Genomic DNA, 18,242 nt, shown 5'->3' with positions numbered 1-18,242 from the left:
GACTCTCAATATCTTGAAATATGAACTTGGCTCGTTATGTGGGGCGAGTTTATGTGAGAGTTGGGTGAGTGAAGAACACTATGGGAGCTGCCCCTGTAAAACAGCCTGTTGCTGACTCTACGTCGTCGTCCTTCCTTGACGGTTACTTCAAAATCACCGAACGCGGATCGTCCATCATGCAGGAAGTCCGTGGCGGAATCGTCACCTTCTTCTCGATGGTCTACATCCTCGTCCTGAATCCGATTATTCTTTCTGGCCCGGATTCAACCGGTGCATACCTCGGTGGGGGAACCGAACCAAACATTACAGCCATCGCAGCCGCAACCGCGCTGATAGCAGGCGTTATGAGCATCCTTATGGGTGCAGCCGCAAACTTCCCAATCGCCCTGGCTGCTGGCCTCGGTTTGAACGGCATGATTGCCGGCTTCGTTCAGATTCCAGGAATGACCTGGGCTGACGGCATGGGTATTGTGGTAATCGAAGGTATCGTGATCGTTGCCCTCGTACTCACCGGCCTCCGTGAAGCTATCTTCCGTGCAGTTCCTAAGTTCTTACGCTCCGCAATTTCCGTAGGCATCGGCCTGTTCATCGCCTTCATCGGCCTTGTGAATGCAGGCATTGTTCGCCCAGGTGTTGGCACCCCGGTATCCTTCGCGGTCAACGGTTCCATTTCTACATGGCCACTGGTTGTCTTCGTCGTCGCCCTCCTTACCATCATCATCCTTATGATTCGCAAGATTAAGGGCGCGCTCCTCTACGGCATCGTGACCGGAACCGTTCTTGCAATTATCATCGAAAATATCGCCGGACTCGGCAAAGTTGGTCCGGAAAACCCAGGCGGTTGGGGACTCACCGTTCCAGCCTTCCCAGGAAACCCAATCCAGATTCCTGACTTCTCCACCGTTGGGCAGTTCTCACTCATCGGTCCATTTCAGAAGGTCGGCATCATCGCCGTCGTCGTTCTCACCTTCTCCATCATGCTCGCCGACTTCTTCGATACTCTCGGAACCATGGTTGCCGTTGGTACCGAAGCCGGGCTTGTTGATGACAAGGGGCAGCTCCCGCGCACCCGCCAAATCCTGCTCATCGACTCCCTCGGTGTTGTTGCCGGTGGTATGGGTGGTATTTCTACCAACACGTCGTTCGTGGAATCCTCCACAGGCGTGGCGGAAGGCGCTCGCACCGGCCTAGCCTCGATCGTTACCGGCATCGCCTTCCTGTTCGCAACCTTCCTCTCCCCACTCTTCGCAATCGTCCCAACCGAAGCTGCGGCACCTGCACTCGTGGTTGTTGGCTTCCTCATCATGCAGCAGGTTGCTGAAATCCCGTGGGAAGATCTGCGAATCTCCATCCCAGCCTTCATGGCCATCGTGTTCATGCCATTCACCTACTCCATCACTGTGGGTATCGGAATTGGCTTCATCATCCACGTGATCGTTGAAATGGTGATGGGCAACGCGAAGAAGGTTCACCCGCTCATGTACCTCACCAGCGGCGTGTTCCTTATCTACTTCGCGCTTGACCCAATCACGCACGTGCTCGGAATTAAGTGACGTTTCCTCCACCCCTAGTAGGGTGCCAGGTCGGCATCATGCTGACCTGGCACCTCCTTTATATATAGGACGTGTATATATAGGGCGTGATAATCGCTGTTAGTAGTGTGAAACGTAGTGTGAAGCTTGGGCGACGTGCCGTTAAAAGAAATAAGAAACTCTTTTATTTAGTAAAATATTTAATCAGGTGTTCTATAAAGGCTCTCTGTACCATGAGAGTAGAAAAGAGGTGTGCTGATGAGCGACTTAATGGATACAACGGAAATGTATCTCAAGACTGTTTATGAGCTTGTTGAAGAAGGCGTACCACCGCTGCGCGCCCGGATCGTGGAGCGGCTGGGGCAATCTGGGCCAACAGTATCGGAAACAGTAGCGCGCCTCGAACGCGATGGCCTCTTGAAAATGGACGGCAAGCGTCAAATTGGTTTTACGCCAGAAGGATATGCGCGAGCGTCGGCTGTTCTGCGCCGGCACCGCTTGGCTGAAGTTCTCCTTCTGGACGTTGTGAAGATGCCATGGACTGATATTCATAACGAAGCTTGCCGTTGGGAACATGCGATCTCAGATGAAGCTGCTGATCGTATCTTCGAACTTCTTGGTGAACCTGAATATGATCCTTTCGGGAACCCCATGCCAAAGAAGGATCCGGATCCGGATGATATGCGTTGTGGTTGTGAAGATGGCCTTGTGTCGCTGTCTGATTCATCGGTTGTTGGCAAGGAAGTTACCGTTGCGCGTATCGCAGAAGTGATGCAATCGGATGTTGATAGCCTGGCAAACTTGCGTGAACTCGGCTTAGTGCCAGGCGCGCACCTTCTCGTTCTTAACGAACGTGGGGTGGTTGTGCAGCTTGGAGAAGCGCGAATTAGTGTTCCAGAGGAGCAGGCGCAGCACGTTTATGTATCGGTCAAATAACGAAAAATAACGATTTATAACAATCTGTAACTCGGATCACGATTCTTGAGAAGCGTTGCTGTAGCAACGGAAAGTGGCCGTGTGTAAGTGGGGAAATGAAGTGAGTGTTATAGATGTGTGTCAAATTGTTGCTCAATCGTTATAAACGTTGTAATCTCTTTCTTGTGCCTAGAGGTGTACTAGTAAATAGTTGCCTTCAGCAAGACATAAATGGAGATTATAAGTAATGGGACGTCACTCGATCACTCTGCCAGTCGATGTAAAGAGTTCTAATGCTGTACGCGGTTTGGCTATCGCAAGTGCGCTTGGAGTTCTTGCAGGCGCTGGCATCCCAGTTGCTATGGCAGCTCCACAAGCCGAAGGAAAAGTCGCCCCTGAAGGCACTGCAAACGCTTCGGTTTCACTCAACAAAGGTACGGCAAAAGTCGCTAAAGAACAGGAAGCTCAAAGCGTAGTTCTTGGAGGATCTGACGCAGAAGGCTGGGAGCTCCAGAACCTCGCTGTTGATGCATCGCTCGATAGTCCAGTTGTTGAAGCCTCTGAAGCCGTTCGAGAAGTTGCGCCACGCGCAGGCGGCTCATCTACGGTTGCTGCCGCATCTGCTGCTCCAGCAATCGCATCCGGTGATATTGCCTCCATTGCTCGCGCATACTCTGGCGTGCCGTACGTGTGGGGTGGAAGTACCCCATCTGGTTGGGATTGCTCCGGCTTTACCTCATGGGTTTACGCTCAGGTTGGTATTTCACTTCCCCACAGCTCTGAAGCTCAGCTCAGAAGGGGAACAGTTGTTTCGGCAGCTCAAGCGCAGCCAGGTGATATCGTCTACTGGCCAGGCCACGTGGGTATTTACACCGGAAATGGCATGTATGTTGCTGCTCACACTCCAGCACAGGGAACATCTGAAGCAACACTTTACGGCAATCCAACATTCGTCCGTATCGGCCGCTGAACTTAAAACGTTAACCTAATGGCACGCCATCGCAATGATGGCGTGCCATTAGGTTATGTGCATCTCAAGCTCCAGCATTCTGTTACTCGATGTAGGTAAGTGACACCTGCCACAATGATCGAAAACGTGCAATAATGAGATTAACCAAAGGAGGTTGCCATGTCACACGAGAACATCGTTGTTGTTGGAATCGACGGTTCCCCAGCTGCTCAAAGCGCCCTCACATGGGCGCATGCACAAGCCAAAGCCCGCGGAGCACGCTTACATCTAGTCTGTGCGTATGAACTCCCAAGTTACGCCCCAGAATTTCTGCCAACAAGTGGAGCGTCAATCCCTGTAGGCGATAGCGGATTCCTCTACAAAGCCGCCGAAGATATGATCCGAGCCGCCGCCGATTCGCTTGATGGGCAAGGCGTTGACGTAACGTGGTCTCTCGAATTCGGCGATCCAACCGAAGTGCTTGTAGAGATGTCTAAACGCGTAGCTCTTGTAGTTGTTGGTGGACGCGAAGCTAGCTCTAACTCTCTCGCAGATAGGCTCCTTCGCACGGTTTCTTCAGCAGTACCGTCTAACGCGTGTTGCCCAACCGTGGTTGTCCCTGCTGGAAAATCCGCCGATGATCTCCCTGTGAAGCACATCGTTGTGGGCGTAGATGGTTCCGCGCATGCGAAAACCGCGCTCCAACGCGCCGTGTGGGAAGCGGACAGGTGGGGTGCGAAACTCTCCATCGTGGCAACCGTGAATACGGCCGCTGCAACGTGGATTCCTGCTGATACGTTCCGGGATGATTTCTTGGAAGAAGTTGCGGATTCGGTGCGTGTGCAACTCGCGGAGGTTGATGAAGGGCGTGAGATTGACGTAGACATCCACGCAATTGAAGGAAACCCGGCACAAGTGCTCGTGGAATTTTCGAAGGAAGTGGACCTGCTCGTGATCGGTACGCGCGGGCGTGGAGGATTTGCGGGGCTGCTGCTCGGCTCTACCTCGCAAAGCGTGCTTGCGATTACCGAATGTCCAACCATGGTTGTGCCGCGGCGTGTGCGGCCAGGTGATGACGTTGGCCCAGAACCAAAACAAGTTGTTGATGAATAAATGAGACGAAAACAATGAGCCGCGGGGAGAGCCGCGGTTCATTGTTTTGTGCCAGATACGTTAGACTTGTCATGCTTGGAGTTTTCCAAGCTAATGCCCTCGTAGCTCAGTGGATAGAGCACGGCTCTCCTAAAGCCGGTGTCGTAGGTTCGATTCCTATCGGGGGCACTTTTTGTTGCCTTTAGCGCTGGATGCGGCGCTCGATCGGCGGCTGGCAGTGCAGCAGTGCCATATACGGCACTGCTGTGCGGCCTGCCGCCAAAACAGCATCTTATAGCTATGATGGTCCGCGCCTATGCAACAAGATTCTCTACATTTTGCACGTGCATCCGCCCAACCCTAGCATCTGGCGCGGAAGTCGGTATGAATTCCCGCCCAAAAGTGGCATAGAATAGGCGTACGTGTATGTTTCGCACGGCTTTTGCCATGCGCACACACCCAGCTGCAGTATGATGGAGGAAATCATGGCCCTTTCGCGCGTTCTCTTGTTCTACAAATTCACGCCCATTAGCGATCCGGTGGCAATGAAGCTGTGGCAGTGGGATTTGTGTGAACGGTTGAAGCTACGTGGGCGTATTTTGATTTCGAAGCATGGTATTAACGCTACGGTTGGTGGCAGTATCGATTCGTGCAAGGCCTACGTGAAGCGGATGAAGCAGTATCCAGGGTTTGAAGATATTGAGTGGAAGATTTCTGAAGGCTTTGGGCTTGATGAGCAGGGTAATTCGAAGGATTTCCCGCGCCTGTCTGTGAAGGTTCGTAAGGAAATTGTGGCGTTTGGTGCGCCGGATGAACTGGAAGTGAATGCGCAGGGTGTGATTGGCGGCGGTACGCATGTACGCCCGGAGGATGTTGAGAAGGTTATTGCGGAGAATCCGGATTTGGTGTTCTTCGATGGCCGTAACGCGATTGAGGCGGAAGTTGGCCGTTTCGATGGCGCGATTGTTCCGCCAACGAATACCACCCACGATTTCATTTCGATTCTAGAATCGGGTGCGTATGATGATTTGAAAGATAAGCCGATTTTGGCTTACTGCACGGGCGGTATCCGTTGTGAGGTGTTGACTGCGTTGATGAAGAACCGCGGTTTCGATAAGGTTATGCAACTCGACGGCGGTATTGTGCGTTACGGTGAAATGTTTGGTAACACTGGGCGTTGGAAGGGTTCGCTCACTGTTTTTGATAACCGTGAAGTCATGGACTTTACCGGTGGGGACGTGGATGTGATTGGCCGGTGCCATTCGTGTGAAGAACCAACAGGCAAGCTTCACAACTGTGATGAACCATCGTGCCGGGCACGCCTTGTTACTTGTGACGAATGCGGTACGAAGCCTGTTTACTGTGAGAAGCATGAGGTTGCGCTTACACACTGAGTGTAAGGGTACACGAAACGTCGAGGTGGGGGAACGTGAGTTTTTTCTTTAAACGCAATAAGGATGTTGCACCAGTTGAGCCGGCAGAGGACGTGGCCGAACCCGTGGCCGAACCTCAACCTGCTCCAGAACCTGAAGAACCGGACGTGACCGCACCCAAACGTACCTCCGAAATGGTGAAAACGCGCGAAGGGTTGATCCAAGATGCCTACGATTCGTGGCATACGGAGCTTGCCAGCCGCGTCATGGAAGCTGATAAACGGGATGAAGAACGGGCCCCTGGCCGTATCGATCTGACACAAATTCATCCCACAGGCTCGGTTCAATTTTATGCGTATCAGGCAACACGGTTGTCATCGCTGATTAGGGAAGAGCGTTCGCTCGCCCAAGCACGGACGCAACTGACTCGGCTCAGAAACGATCTTGACGTAACTGCGCAAAAATACGGCCACGCGCCGGCAAGCGTATCCGTTGGCGCGCTATCTTGGACTGAACTTCCAGACCCCGAACATGCAGATTTCCATGCGGCCGAATATGCAACCACCGGGGAACTCCATATTTCGCCAGAAGCGCTACTTGAATCGTACGCGTCTGACAACGAAACGATCGACGAAAACCCGTACGCACACTCAGAACCTATCAAAGAAGCCTACGTGGTGAAAGAACCGGCACTTTTCCGGCCGGTCCGGCTGTTCTTTCATTCGGATAAAGATGCGCTTGTTCAACTGGTTGATTCGGTGGAGATTAACCCGGTAGTGATCCGGGCACTGCGGAATCACGGGGCAGCTCCTGAAGAACTGGCGGCCCTGCGCCAACTGGCCACTGAAGGCGGTTCGGCGGATGTGCTCATCACTCGGATCACGGAGCTGGGCAGGATTTATCTTCCTGGTTTCGGCGTGGAACCAAAGGTTATTTTGGGATCCTTCTTCCAGCCGGAGCGCACGATGCTCACGGATCTGGAATCGATGGAACCGTATATTCGGGCGTCGGGAGTGATGCTGGCACTGGCGGGCGATCTGGAATCTCGCGATTTCCTGGCGGCCCCGCTGCCTGCCGGAAACCCGAAGGATCGCGATCCGGAAGCTGAACGTGGAATCGGGGATCAGGATGTAGCCGAACTTGACGCGGTTGAAGCCGTGGCGGCTGGGAAGTCGATCGTGGTTGATTGCCCACCGGGATCCAAGCGAGCATCGGTGATGGCGGCGATCGCGGCAGATACTGTGGCGTCGGGCCGATCTATGATGGTGGTGCCGTCGCGTTCTTCAAGTGCCAACGAACTGGTTACGGAGCTAGAAAAGCGCGGCTTGGGCGATCTGGTAGCCGATTTTTCGGATGTGGAATCGATTCCGATGCGGATTCGCACAGGCATGCGAATCGACCGCCCAGAGCTCCCAACGGAAGAAACGTTGGAGCGCCGCAACGAATTGATGCAGGTGCGCTCTACACTGGAAACGTTCATGAGCGAACTTCACGATGTGAACCCCAAGTGGGGCGTGTCCGTGTACGATTTGCTCCAAAAACTTGCGGCGGCCACAGGCGGAAATCAAGCGCCTCTTACGAAGGTTCGCTTCGATGAACAGACGTTGGAATCGTTTGCGGGCGATCAGCTGGAAAAGGTAAAGAAGCAGCTGGAGAAGGCGGGCGAACACCACGCGTTCGATTCAACCGTGGCGAATTCGGCGTGGACGGCTACACGTATTGACGATCCTGCGCTGGGAAATCAGGCGCTTGATGCGGTGCGCCGCTTGCATGATATTTCGCTTCCGGCCACGGTGAATCAATCGTCGCGGGCGGCGGGCGAAACCGGCTTGGTGCAGGCGAATACGCTTGCCGAGTGGGGCGAACAGATCGATGTTCTGGATGGTATTTCTGAATCGCTCGATATTTTCTTGCCGCAAGTGTTTGAAACGTCGGCGATGAACATGGTGATCGCTACGGCCACGCGTGAATGGCGTGATAAGAATGGCCACACGATGCGTGGTTCGGATCGGCGGCGGTATAAGAAACAGGCGCAGGATTTGATTCGGCCGGGCGCGATTGTGCGGGATTTACATGCTGAGCTGGCGCTTGTTCAGTCGCGGCGGGATACGTGGCGTCGTTACACGGCTGAGGGTGGGTGGCCGCAGTTGCCTGATGGTTTGGCGCAGATGCGTTCGACTCACGCTGAAGTTGTGGCGGATGTTGAGTTTTTGTCTGAGCAGATGGGTGGCGAAGATTTCTTCGCGCTCTCGTTTGGGGAGTTCCAGGCGCGGTTGGCCGCGTTGGCGGCAGATGCCGCGCATATGGCGATTTTGCCGGAGCGTAACGTTGCGTTGAAGGATTTGCGTGAGCGCGGTTTGGGTGCGTTTGTTGCGGATATGCATCGGCGGAACGTGAGTGCTGATCATGTTTTGGCTGAGTTTGATTTGGCGTATGCGTCGTCTGTGTTTGAACAGTTGATTGTTGGTTCGCAGCTCCTTGCGAATCTTGGCCCGCGGGATTTGGAGCGTTTGTTGGTTCAGTTCCGCGAGCTGGATGTGGAGCATTGTGATTCGCTGGCGGGCCCGGTGAAGTTGGCTGTGGTAAACAATGCGCGCGCGTTGATGATTGAGCGCAAGAATGACACGTTGAAGTTGGATAGTTTACTTTCGCGTCATGGGGTTTCGGTGTTGCGTGATGTGATTGCTACGTATCAGCGCCTTGTTCAGGTTGCGCGGCCGGTGTGGATTGTTCCTGCAACGATTGCGGCTGAGTTTATTCCGCCGATGCCTTGGGTTGATGTGGTGGTGATGGACGTTTCGGATGGGGCGTCGGTTGCGTCAGTTGTTTCGTCGTTGGTTCGTGGGCGCCAGATTGTTTTGGTGGGGGACGTGCGTAGGGCGCGTTTGGTTGAGCGTGAGAATGGCGTGTTGAAGGCGTTTAGTACGATTCTTCCAGTGTGTGAGTTGCCTACTCATCGTGCGGAACTTGACGATCTTTCGTTGCGTGCGTTGCGTTCGCATGGGTACGACGACGTTCTGCCGCGAATCCCAGCCACCGTGTCTCATAAGCATTCCCGGGTTGTGGTTGTTGATGGGCGTGGTGTTCCAAGTTCGTCTGCTGATGGAGCTATTGAATCTCCGAAGGTTGAAGTGGACGCGGTTGTTGAGGCTGTGTTGGAGCATGCGATGGAGCGGCCACATGAATCGTTGGCTGTGATTACTGTGTCTGCTACTCATGCTCATCGTGTTCGTGAAGCATTGCGGCATATTGGTACGGACTCTAGTGAACTTTCAGTGTTGTATGAGGGGCATCAAGGTGAACCTTTTGTGGTTCTGGATATGCTGTCTGCTGCTGGAGTTCGCCGTGATCATGTGATTTTGTCGGTGGGTTATGGCAAGACTGTTCATGGGCGTGTTCTTCATTCGTTTGGTAGTTTGGCTACGCCGGCTGGCTTGACTGGCTTGATTGATGCGATTGAGGCTGCGCGTGGTTCTATGACCATCGTGTCATCTATTGCTCCTGGTGAGATTTCGTTTAATCGTGTTTCTACTCCGGGGCCTCGGCTTCTTGCAGAACTGTTGCTTGAAGCCGATGGTGATGTGGAACAGAAGATTCCGGAATCTGGCGGGGAAGTGGTGCCGTTGTTGGCCGATTTGGCGCGCCGGATTGAAGCTGCGGGATATTCGACTCGTGCCAATGTTGGTGATGGCGAATGGCATATTCCGCTTGTTGTTGGGCATCCAGATATTCCTGGCGAATGGGTTGTTGCTGTTCTTTTTGACGATGATGTTTATTCGGCGCAATGTTCGCTGCGTCGCCGGGATCGGTACCGGATTCAGGTTCTCGAACAGCATGGATGGTCTGTGTATCAGACTTTCTCAACATCGCTTTTCGTTGATCCACAGGGGCAGGCGCAGCGTGTGATGGCGTGCGTGGATGCGGTTCGTGAACGCCTGCTAGAGAAGAAGGATATTGTTGTTCCTCATGTGGATGAATGGGGAGAACCGGAGGAAATCGAAGAGTCCCATCCGGAACCTGAAGCGCCACTGAAGCGGGAGCGTACGAAGCGTCCGATGGTGATTCCTGGCCTTCAGCTTGCTGGTTATACAGATAATGAGCTGGAAGAACTGGTGGAATGGATTGCCTCTGATGGGGTTGTGCGGTCTATAGATGAATACGTGGAAGAGCTGCGCAGTGAATTGGCGTTGCGCCGTGGTAGCCAGATCGATCGAGTGCTGGCAAACATTGTTCGCCGTGTAGGAGTTGCTCACAATGACTGAGAAACGTGGGCGGCGAGTTGTTCGATTATCGCGCCTTGATGCTGGGCGGCTAGAACGCGGCGATATTGCTACGCCTGAAGAAGCGCTTCACAATACGGATGCAGGGCCGGTGCTGTCCAAACCTACAGGATTCCACACACCAGCGCAGGCATACGATCCACACGAAAAAGAGTTAATCGAGAACGTTCCTCCTCATTTCGGCAAATTGTAGAGCAATGGCCGGGAATGGATGTCCATTCCCGGCCATATAGGCTTGCAAAAGCGCGTATCAGCGGCGTGCGAGCAGATCGCGGATTTCGGTTAGTAGAACAACATCTGCTGCTGGAGCTTCTGGAGCTGGCTCTTCCTTCTTTTTCTTCAGCTTGTTCATTGGGGTAACAACAAAGAAGTAGATGGCTGCTGCAACGATCAGGAAGTTAACTACTGCGGTGAGGAAGAAACCTGGCTGGATTGCGGTGGTGCCGATGTGGAATTCGCCCAACGTATCGAAGTTTGGCTGGCCGAAGATTGCCGAAATGAGCGGCATGAGGACTTTTTCTGTCAATGAAGAAATAACTGGAGCGAAAGCTGCACCAATCACAACTGCGACAGCGAGATCAATGACGTTCCCTTTGTTAATAAAATCTTTGAATCCCTTGAGCATGGCTATCCTTTTTCTATTTTGATGCGGACAATCGGAGGATTGGAAGCTTAGGCGCCGCCCGAAAGCACAGCAATCAGTGGCGTTCGTGCCTCGGTTCCTAGTATCAGCTTAATAGTTGAATCTGGTATTTCTAAAAAGAACCGAGCTGTGTCAGGAGTTTCACGTAAAAAATTCTTTTCGCCGGCAGTCTTCGCAACACCCGCTACGCGAATATGGTGAGCAATGAGCTCTGCTTCAGATGACGATCCATCCAACGATTCTTTTCCCGGTTTGAAAAGATCAACATAACTGCCCGTATGAATGAGGGATAGGCCGCCAGTATCCGCAAGAAGAACTGGCGCAATCACGTATCCAGGAGATGCTTGCTCTAGCGTTTGTGGTGAAAGAACATGATGAGTGCTAATCAGAGCACCTTTTGGAACAGACACAAGCAAGTGATGTCCACTCACATCGGTGACGTTCACAGTGGAGCCGGGAAGCTGAGTGGGTAGTGGGAGTACAGACAGATCAGAATCAGAGAGTTGATGCCCGGCTGGAAGATCAGTAGCCGCCACTACTGCGCGATAGCGTGCCGGTGCAGACGAATCGAGTGCGCTCACAAGACTTTGCGCAAAAACCGCAACAAGCGCTGCGAACCCAATCCATCGCCACCGCCACATGAAAGCACGAATACGTTGATGTTTTGAGAGAGTCATACTTCTAGTGTGCCAATAATGAGGGCAGCCGCGTCGTCGTCCCAAAAAATCTGTGGAAAACGCACCTGAAAGAAAAATGTGGAGAACTAGAAGGTCACAATGCTCCCGCAACGGACGTCTCAACCCAACCCGTAGGCAACAAACCAAACGGAACCAACACATCCAACTCGTCCTGCGGCAACTCAGAATCCACAAACTCCCACGGGAAAACCATCTGAGCAATACGCGACGTCAAACCAGGAACCTTCAACGCACGATCATACCAACCGCCACCCTGGCCCATCCGCTGCCCCTTATAAGACAACGCCAAACCAGGAATAATCATCGCGTCAACAGAACCCAAAATATCGTTCCCCAACGCCTCCCCAGACGGCTCCGGCGGACGCCCAGGGGCCAACTGCTCCAAATCATCCCGGCCCTGATAAAAACCCCACGCGCGAGTCAAACCCGGCCCAAGCTTCGGCAACAAAATCTTCTTCCCCGCAGCCTCCAACGCATCCAAAACCGCCGCAGTAGGAGGCTCAGTAGGTAACGAAACATAACACGCAACCGTATCGCACCCCTGCGTAAAATCAAGCGCCGGCGCAACCCACTCATCAGAAAACGCATGCGCCCTAGCCGCACGCCTCTCACGAATAGCCGCGCGAATAGTTTGCTTTGCTTCTTCAATATCCATCTGTGACGTATCAGGAAGTCTCAACACCGAGTTCATACCCCCATTCTTCCACGAAAATCCCCAACAGCCCTCACCCTTAAGCGCGAAGCGGATAAACTAGAAACTAGCCTCAACCTGAAGGGACAACAATGAAGTCTGTTGCAGATCACCTAGCCGATTGCCTAGCGGTCTCATCGCCTCTACCAGCCTTTACCGTCACGCTCCACGATTCCGTGGGCACGATCCTGGCAGACAACGTGCGTTCGCTTGTTGATCTGCCAGCGGCCGATCTGGCCGGGCGCGATGGCTACGCCGTGCGTGCCGCAGACATTCTGGGAGCAAGCGTGGATGCTCCCGTAACGTTGCCCGTTATCACCGAAATCCGCGCCGATTCAACAGACGCGCAAAGCATCGTGGAAGTTGCCTGCATGAAAATCTCATCCGGCGCACCCATGCCACACGGTGCCGATTGTGTTGTTCCCATCGAAGCCACCGATCAAGGGAGAGCAGAAGTTCAGATTCGCGCCACGTGTGAACCCGGTGCGAACGTGCGGATGCGCGCCGAAGATCTGAGCGCAGGATCGATTGTGCTAGAAGCTGGAGTCCGAATTGGCTCCCGCCAAGTGGCGATATTGGCATCTGCCGGGCACTCGCGCGTGATGGTGCACCCGCGCCCGCGCGTTGTGATCATGTCCGTTGGTGATGAATTGCAGGAGCCTGGCACGAATGCTCGGCGCGGTAGGGTGTTCGATGCGAATTCACACGCGTTGGCTTCTGCTGTAACTGACGCCGGCGGTGATGTGTTCCGCGTGGGTGCCGTTCCTGATGATGCCCGCGAATTGCGAGACGTGATCGAAGATCAGCTTGTTCGTGCCGATATCATCATTACTACCGGCGGGCTTTCCTACGGCGGTGGCGATACGGTGAAAGACGTCATGCACCAGTTGGGAGACGTGCGGTTCGATAACATCGCCATGTCTCCTGGGCGCCAGCTTGGCGTGGGGCGGATCGGTTCTACGGTTGTGTACTGTTTGCCGGGCAACCCGGTTTCGGTATTGACTAACTTTGAAGTGTTCATCCGGCCGTCACTTCGGAAAATGGCAGGGCATTCGCATATCCACCGGCAGTCGATTAAGGCGCGTGTGGTGCGTGGTTGGGAATCGCCGGCGGGGCAGCGTGAGTTTGTTCGGGCGCGCGTGTTGGGGAACCCGCGGGACGGGTATCAGCTGGAGCCAACTGGCGATCCGCGCCGGCCTTTGCTCACCGCTTTGTCTGCCGCAAACTGCTTGGCGATTGTTCCAGAAAGTCAGACTCGCGTTGCTGTGGGGGAAGAATTAGTGTGTGAGGTGTTGGACCGATAAGGCGGGATGGTGCTAGAGTTGCGGATGTCTGATTTTGGAGTGTGCTTCTAGCAACACACCATGGGTAAATATCCGCTTTATCGTTAGCATTTATTACGGTTGAAGCATGGGTTTTGGAGGCTTCGGTATCGCGATCGCCGCTGTCTTTCTGCTTGTTTATCTGGTGCCTCAAGCGTTGCGTTCACGCCAAGTACTTGGGGATGCTCCAATCGATGAACGGTTTGCAGAAGATTTGCGGCTTGTTACCCGACCCTCGCTCGCGCCAACCGCGTCTCAACAAGCCCACGGGAAAATCTTTTTAACGGAGCGAATCATGGAACCGACTATGACTAGTGAACAGTTGCGTAAAGCTGCTCGCGAACGGTCACGCGTGCGGGCACGTATGGCTAATCGCCGTGCGAATCAGTTGCGTGGCATGATGATCGCTGCCGTTTTGGTTCTGGTTACGTTGGCTTCTTGGGGAGCAGTTACATTCGCGTCCGTTTCGTCTATAGTTGCGATCGGCGCTACGGCGCTCACCGGCGCTTACGTTGCCGGGTTCGGTTACGTGTTGAATGTGATGGCTCAAGCTAACGACGCCGATGGGGCGCGTATCGTACGCCTCAACAAGGTGTTGCGTGGGAGAGTTGTTCCTGTGGCGAAGCCGGCTCGTCCTGTTGCTCCTGTGGAAAAGCAGGTTGCTGTGCAGGAAGTTCCAGATATTGACGTTGAACGTTCAGTAGATGCTCCTGTTGCGGAGCCTGCTGCGCCGCGGAAGATGAGCCGTGAAGAACGTGAAGCTCGCGCTGCGGCGCTTGCTATTCCAGCAAAACCATCCTACACACTGAAAACCGTTGCGCCGTTTGTCCCTAAGGCTGAAACTGGCGGAGATGCTCCATTCCGGCCAACCCGTTTGAACCAGCGTTTGGGTGACGAATCCATGCCTGCAGCACACGTTGCCCCTGAAATGACGGGCAACGAAGAACTCCGCCAAGATTTGCTCGGTAGCGGTTCTACCTTGGATGCCTTGCTATCACGGCGTCGGGCTTAAAACGTGACTACCGTTGTATTCTTGCATGCTCCTGGGAAATCGCCATTCGATTGGCAGGACGTAGCTGAACATCTCCCGCCTATGTGGGCTGTGGCAGCGCCGGCGCTCAATAATTGTGCTGATGAAGATACGGTTTTTTCGGCTATTAACCGGGACGCGTTGAGCGTGTCTGATGAACCAGTTGTACTTGTTTCTGCAGGTAGAAGTGCCATTGCGGCACGGGCTTTTCAGCGGCGTTTCCCGGCGCGTGTATCGTCAGTTATCGCGATCGAACCTCAATGGACGTGCAGTGTTTTTCATCGGGTGATTTCTCGTTCTATCCCGTATGTGAACGCACTTAGTTCCATGAATGTTACTGGTGCTGAACCTGTTGCGCGTAAGGTTCCTGTTGTTGAGTTATCTGCGGAAGAAACACAATACCCGGCACAGTGCGCAGCGGTAGTGTACCGGGTAGTTGTTGGAGAATAGAGTTTACTTTCCGCAGCTACAGTTGCAGTTGCCGCCGCATCCGCCACTGCCAGCTTCATAAGCGGCTTCATCGAAAACTTCAATAATGTGGCTGGCGTCGAATCGGACTTCATCGCCTGCTTCGATCGAGGTAATGTATTCAGGATCAGAATCGAGCGTCCCAATGTAGCCGGCGGCATCCATGCCGTCAACAATAACCCACATGCGTTCTGCGGCAATTTCGCCTTCTGGCTCTGTTAAACCGAAAACGAGTTTAACGATATCTCCAGGCTGAACAGCGGCACGTTCTTCCGGTGTTGGAATTGTGAATCCTCCAAGTTGGACTGCTAACTCTTCAGCATCCCAAAGTTCCCATTCGTGCGTGGTTTCTATGCTGGTCACGGTAGCTCCTTTACGTGGTGCACCTGTATGGAATAATTAGGTCTATGAATAACCGTACAGCCCCGGGCGCACAAATTCTCTCTCAAGCGAGTAGATTAGATCGTCTGATTCTAGCCGAATCATACTGTGACCCTGATAATCCGGGAATTACGGCCTATATTGGGGTTGATCCGTCAGGTGTTTTGTCTGAATATATGCTTCATGAAGCTGAACATGTTGTTGTGGTGTCTGACGTTCGTTCAGAAGTTGATCGGGCAGTTTCGTTGGCTGTAGAACTCCAGATGCGGGAAAAAATATGGGCAAGGGGCATCGATGGCCCGATCAATCTAGATGATTTTTTGCAAGAATACGCGAAGGGGCATGAACCGGGGTTAGGGGTTTTGGTTACTCATTTGCCAAAATCGCTTAGCCATCTGGAGTATCTTGCGCAGTGCGCGGCGCGGGCCGGCGTGGGGCGTTTTGTTGGCGCGCATAATACGAAGCACATGAATCGTAGCCAGAATCAGGCACTGGCTTCTGCGTTTGACGACGTGCGTGCCAGCCGTGGTTCTGGAAAATTCCGGGCACTTGTTGCAACGCAGCCGCGTAAGTCACTTCCCGAACCTGCCGTGCGTCATGCTGATGGCCTTTATGCGTTTGGTGCTACGTTTGCGGGAGTTGTTGCGGATCGCGGTGGGCAGTTGATGGCGCGTCATGCAATTGCTGATTGGGCTGGTGAAGAGCCTGCTACTGTTCTTGATTTCGGGTGCGGGAATGGGGCTGTGAGCCGGGCGCTGCTAGAAGCGGGAATAGGCTTTGTCTGTGCTACGGATATTTCTGCGGATGCTGTGGAGTCAACGAAACTGACGTTAGTAGAGTATAAGGATCGCGTTGATGTGTCATGGGATACGTCTGCTCAATGTATGGGTGATGAGAGTGTAGGCGCGGTGCTGTTGAATCCGCCTTTTCATGATGGTTTCGCGGTGGATGATTCGCTTGTTGATGATTTGCTTATTGCGTCTCGTAGATTGTTGATGCGGGATGGGCGTTTGTATATCGTGTTTAATTCGCATCTGCGATATCGCCCGATTGTTGAGCGGCTTTTTACACAGGTGGCACAGCTGGCCCGCGATTCGCGTTTTACGGTGTTGCGTGCACGTAAGCGTTCGTAAGGGGTGTGGTCAGAGCCAACCGCGTTCGCGTGCGATGTGTGCGGCTTGAGCGCGGGTAGATGCGTGTGTTTTGCTGATTGCTGATGAAAGATGGTTACGCACTGTTCCTTCCGATAGGAATACTCGTTGTGCGATGTCTGCGATGGGAATACCTTCCTCAGCGATTCGGAGGATATCGCGCTCGCGGTCCGTAAGCGGATTAACACCATCAAAGAGTGATTGTGTGGCTAGAGCAGGATCTACCACGCGGCCTCCATTGTGAACGGTACGAATTGCGCGTGCCAGTTCGTGTGCAGGAGTATCTTTGACCACGAAACCGCGAGCGCCTGCCGCTAATGCGCGATTGACGTATCCTGGCCGGCCGAAGGTAGTGACGATGAGTACGTGGGTTGGTAGGTCTGCAGCCTGGATCGCTTCGGCGGCATCGATTCCTGAGCATCCTGGCATTTCGATGTCTATAACGGCTACATCTGGAGAGAATTCGCGGATTGCAGGCATAATGGCATCTCCACGGCCAACTTCGGCTACAACTTCAAGATCTTCTTCCAGGTTGAGGAGTGCAGTGAGGGCACCGCGTACGAGCGCTTGATCGTCGGCTACTAATATTCGAATCACGCGTGTTCTCCATCCATGAGTGCGCTGATGCGGGTTCCGGGGTGTGTTGGTTCTATCTGGAGTTGTCCGCCTGCGTTTTCTACCCGCTCACGTAATCCTAGTAGGCCATTGCCTGGAACGTTACTAATTCCAATGCCGTTATCTTCTACGCTCACTATTCCTGAACGTAGAACGATGGTGACGTGTGATGCGCGTGCATGGCGCAGAATGTTAGTGCTTGCTTCGCGTACAACCCATGCGAATACAAATCGGAAGCGTGGATCAACGGCATCCGGTTCGCCATCAACGGTAACGGTTAATCCAGAATCGCGTATTACGCGCAGGGAGTTATCCAGTTCTTCTGTTAACAGCTGCATCCGTAATCCAGATACTGTTGCTCTCACTTCTGCAATGGCAGAGCGTGTGAGTGATGAGATGGCTTCGAGTTCAGATCGTGCCCGCTGTGGGTCTGAATCGAAGACGCGTAAGGCTAATTCGGATTTTAAAGCCAGGATAGTGAGGGAGTGGCCGAGCACGTCATGAACATCCCGTGCTAATCGATCGCGTTCGGATGCCACGGCTTCGCGGGCTGATAGGGCACGTTTTTCACGTTCAGCATGATCGAAATATCGGGTACCGGAGGTCATGGCAAAAACACCGAGTGAAACAAGCAGGAATGAATGCGCTTCTGCTAAATGGTTTTGCCACCAACCTGCCAATTCGATGATCGTGCTGAGCGTGAAAACGACGCTGATCGCGTACCGGAACTCTAGTAGCATTCCTGCTAGTGCGAATAGGTAAGGGAAGAAGGATAACCCGCTGATGTTGAAGAGTTTCAGGATGATGAATGTGATTCCAAGGAGCGGAATAGCGGTTGCTGCGAAAATCCGGAGTTCTTCCTTCTTATCGGGTTCTCGAACCATGTATGAACAGCCGATGGCATACACAATGCAAAAGATTGTGGTGAGTATGAATCCGGTAATTTTCAACGTGGTTGAATACATCCCGGTAGCGATGTAATACGTTGGAAAGGCTAGGAAGGCTAGCCAGATGAGGGACATGAAGAGTCCCACAATGTAATCGCGGCGAGTGTTCATAAGGCTTATGTTACCTATTCGCTTAGGCAGGATATGGTAGGCGT

17 protein-coding genes and 1 tRNA gene are annotated in these 18,242 nt (G+C 53.3%); 12 read left to right on the top strand and 6 right to left on the bottom strand.

The annotated features are described in order from the left end of the window. Positions 1 to 80 precede the first annotated feature (80 nt). From ARCH_RS08130 to ARCH_RS08095, 8 genes are all read left to right on the top strand, one after another. Positions 81 to 1,553 carry an NCS2 family permease gene (locus ARCH_RS08130; RefSeq protein ID WP_013170794.1) on the top strand — a complete coding sequence of 491 codons (1,473 nt, stop codon included), beginning with the start codon at positions 81 to 83 and terminating at the stop codon, positions 1,551 to 1,553. 237 nt (positions 1,554 to 1,790) lie between these two features. Then, entirely contained in the window at positions 1,791 to 2,468 is a 678-nt protein-coding gene (locus tag ARCH_RS08125; protein WP_013170793.1) for a metal-dependent transcriptional regulator, read from the top strand. A 226-nt stretch (positions 2,469 to 2,694) separates the two neighbouring features. Further along, positions 2,695 to 3,417, top strand: coding sequence for a C40 family peptidase (locus ARCH_RS08120; RefSeq protein ID WP_013170792.1), 723 nt, complete (start codon positions 2,695 to 2,697; stop codon positions 3,415 to 3,417). A gap of 159 nt (positions 3,418 to 3,576) precedes the next feature. Further along, positions 3,577 to 4,509 (top strand): universal stress protein, encoded by a 933-nt coding sequence (locus ARCH_RS08115; RefSeq protein ID WP_013170791.1) that lies wholly within the window; start codon positions 3,577 to 3,579, stop codon positions 4,507 to 4,509. A gap of 95 nt (positions 4,510 to 4,604) precedes the next feature. After that, positions 4,605 to 4,677 (top strand) — tRNA-Arg (locus ARCH_RS08110). A gap of 296 nt (positions 4,678 to 4,973) precedes the next feature. Continuing rightward, on the top strand, positions 4,974 to 5,882 hold the full coding sequence (gene trhO / locus ARCH_RS08105) for an oxygen-dependent tRNA uridine(34) hydroxylase TrhO (protein ID WP_013170790.1): 909 nt from the start codon (positions 4,974 to 4,976) through the stop codon (positions 5,880 to 5,882). 35 nt (positions 5,883 to 5,917) lie between these two features. Continuing rightward, positions 5,918 to 10,123, top strand: a complete 4,206-nt coding sequence (locus ARCH_RS08100) for a DNA helicase (protein ID WP_013170789.1) — start codon at positions 5,918 to 5,920, stop codon at positions 10,121 to 10,123. After that, a complete protein-coding gene (locus ARCH_RS08095; protein WP_013170788.1) occupies positions 10,116 to 10,334 on the top strand; it encodes a hypothetical protein in 219 nt (72 codons plus the stop codon). Before ARCH_RS08100 ends, ARCH_RS08095 begins: the two co-directional genes overlap by 8 nt. A 57-nt stretch (positions 10,335 to 10,391) precedes the next feature. Here ARCH_RS08095 and mscL read toward each other — a convergent pair whose 3' ends face one another. From mscL to ARCH_RS08080, 3 genes are all read right to left on the bottom strand, one after another. After that, the gene (gene mscL, locus ARCH_RS08090; protein WP_013170787.1) at positions 10,392 to 10,766 is read right to left on the bottom strand and encodes a large conductance mechanosensitive channel protein MscL; all 375 of its coding nucleotides are present in this window, start codon (positions 10,764 to 10,766) and stop codon (positions 10,392 to 10,394) included. A 47-nt stretch (positions 10,767 to 10,813) separates the two neighbouring features. Further along, positions 10,814 to 11,461: an SAF domain-containing protein gene (locus ARCH_RS08085; protein ID WP_041640439.1), complete on the bottom strand. Its 648-nt coding sequence runs from the start codon at positions 11,459 to 11,461 to the stop codon at positions 10,814 to 10,816. A 94-nt stretch (positions 11,462 to 11,555) separates the two neighbouring features. Next, positions 11,556 to 12,173, bottom strand: coding sequence for a 5-formyltetrahydrofolate cyclo-ligase (locus ARCH_RS08080; protein ID WP_013170785.1), 618 nt, complete (start codon positions 12,171 to 12,173; stop codon positions 11,556 to 11,558). 92 nt (positions 12,174 to 12,265) lie between these two features. On the opposite strand from ARCH_RS08080, the gene ARCH_RS08075 reads away from it, so the two are divergent. The 3 genes from ARCH_RS08075 to ARCH_RS08065 all read left to right on the top strand — a co-directional run bounded on the left by ARCH_RS08075 (position 12,266) and on the right by ARCH_RS08065 (position 14,975). Beyond that, complete coding sequence (locus tag ARCH_RS08075) at positions 12,266 to 13,477, top strand: molybdopterin molybdotransferase MoeA (RefSeq protein WP_013170784.1); 1,212 nt, start codon at positions 12,266 to 12,268, stop codon at positions 13,475 to 13,477. A 106-nt stretch (positions 13,478 to 13,583) separates the two neighbouring features. After that, the gene (locus ARCH_RS08070; RefSeq protein ID WP_013170783.1) at positions 13,584 to 14,507 is read left to right on the top strand and encodes a hypothetical protein; all 924 of its coding nucleotides are present in this window, start codon (positions 13,584 to 13,586) and stop codon (positions 14,505 to 14,507) included. Positions 14,508 to 14,510: 3 nt separating this feature from the next. Further along, a complete protein-coding gene (locus ARCH_RS08065; protein ID WP_013170782.1) occupies positions 14,511 to 14,975 on the top strand; it encodes a hypothetical protein in 465 nt (154 codons plus the stop codon). Between the two features lie 3 nt (positions 14,976 to 14,978). Here ARCH_RS08065 and ARCH_RS09455 read toward each other — a convergent pair whose 3' ends face one another. Beyond that, entirely contained in the window at positions 14,979 to 15,356 is a 378-nt protein-coding gene (locus tag ARCH_RS09455; protein ID WP_013170781.1) for a DUF2314 domain-containing protein, read from the bottom strand. A 44-nt stretch (positions 15,357 to 15,400) separates the two neighbouring features. Between ARCH_RS09455 and ARCH_RS08055 the strand changes: the two genes are divergently transcribed. Continuing rightward, the gene (locus ARCH_RS08055; protein ID WP_013170780.1) at positions 15,401 to 16,507 is read left to right on the top strand and encodes a class I SAM-dependent methyltransferase; all 1,107 of its coding nucleotides are present in this window, start codon (positions 15,401 to 15,403) and stop codon (positions 16,505 to 16,507) included. Positions 16,508 to 16,516: 9 nt separating this feature from the next. On the opposite strand, the gene ARCH_RS08050 is transcribed toward ARCH_RS08055, so the two are convergent. Further along, positions 16,517 to 17,122, bottom strand: coding sequence for a response regulator transcription factor (locus ARCH_RS08050; protein ID WP_013170779.1), 606 nt, complete (start codon positions 17,120 to 17,122; stop codon positions 16,517 to 16,519). Beyond that, a complete protein-coding gene (locus ARCH_RS09450) occupies positions 17,119 to 18,198 on the bottom strand; it encodes a sensor histidine kinase (protein ID WP_013170778.1) in 1,080 nt (359 codons plus the stop codon). Before ARCH_RS09450 ends, ARCH_RS08050 begins: the two co-directional genes overlap by 4 nt. Between the last annotated feature and the right edge of the window lie 44 nt (positions 18,199 to 18,242).

The organism is Arcanobacterium haemolyticum DSM 20595 (genome assembly GCF_000092365.1).
GTDB classification, from domain to species: domain Bacteria; phylum Actinomycetota; class Actinomycetes; order Actinomycetales; family Actinomycetaceae; genus Arcanobacterium; species Arcanobacterium haemolyticum.
This window is presented reverse-complemented; position numbering and strand designations above follow the sequence as displayed.

What these genes read in the sequence shown, in the direction of transcription:
- ARCH_RS08130 (WP_013170794.1), top strand. Translation starts at nt 81, where the DNA reads ATGGGAGCTGCCCCTGTAAAACAGCCTGTTGCTGACTCTACGTCGTCG.
- ARCH_RS08125 (WP_013170793.1), top strand. Translation starts at nt 1,791, where the DNA reads ATGAGCGACTTAATGGATACAACGGAAATGTATCTCAAGACTGTTTAT.
- ARCH_RS08120 (WP_013170792.1), top strand. Translation starts at nt 2,695, where the DNA reads ATGGGACGTCACTCGATCACTCTGCCAGTCGATGTAAAGAGTTCTAAT.
- ARCH_RS08115 (WP_013170791.1), top strand. Translation starts at nt 3,577, where the DNA reads ATGTCACACGAGAACATCGTTGTTGTTGGAATCGACGGTTCCCCAGCT.
- trhO (WP_013170790.1), top strand. Translation starts at nt 4,974, where the DNA reads ATGGCCCTTTCGCGCGTTCTCTTGTTCTACAAATTCACGCCCATTAGC.
- ARCH_RS08095 (WP_013170788.1), top strand. Translation starts at nt 10,116, where the DNA reads ATGACTGAGAAACGTGGGCGGCGAGTTGTTCGATTATCGCGCCTTGAT.
- mscL (WP_013170787.1), bottom strand. Translation starts at nt 10,766, where the DNA reads ATGCTCAAGGGATTCAAAGATTTTATTAACAAAGGGAACGTCATTGAT.
- ARCH_RS08085 (WP_041640439.1), bottom strand. Translation starts at nt 11,461, where the DNA reads ATGACTCTCTCAAAACATCAACGTATTCGTGCTTTCATGTGGCGGTGG.
- ARCH_RS08080 (WP_013170785.1), bottom strand. Translation starts at nt 12,173, where the DNA reads ATGAACTCGGTGTTGAGACTTCCTGATACGTCACAGATGGATATTGAA.
- ARCH_RS08075 (WP_013170784.1), top strand. Translation starts at nt 12,266, where the DNA reads ATGAAGTCTGTTGCAGATCACCTAGCCGATTGCCTAGCGGTCTCATCG.
- ARCH_RS08070 (WP_013170783.1), top strand. Translation starts at nt 13,584, where the DNA reads ATGGGTTTTGGAGGCTTCGGTATCGCGATCGCCGCTGTCTTTCTGCTT.
- ARCH_RS08055 (WP_013170780.1), top strand. Translation starts at nt 15,401, where the DNA reads ATGAATAACCGTACAGCCCCGGGCGCACAAATTCTCTCTCAAGCGAGT.
- ARCH_RS09450 (WP_013170778.1), bottom strand. Translation starts at nt 18,198, where the DNA reads ATGAACACTCGCCGCGATTACATTGTGGGACTCTTCATGTCCCTCATC.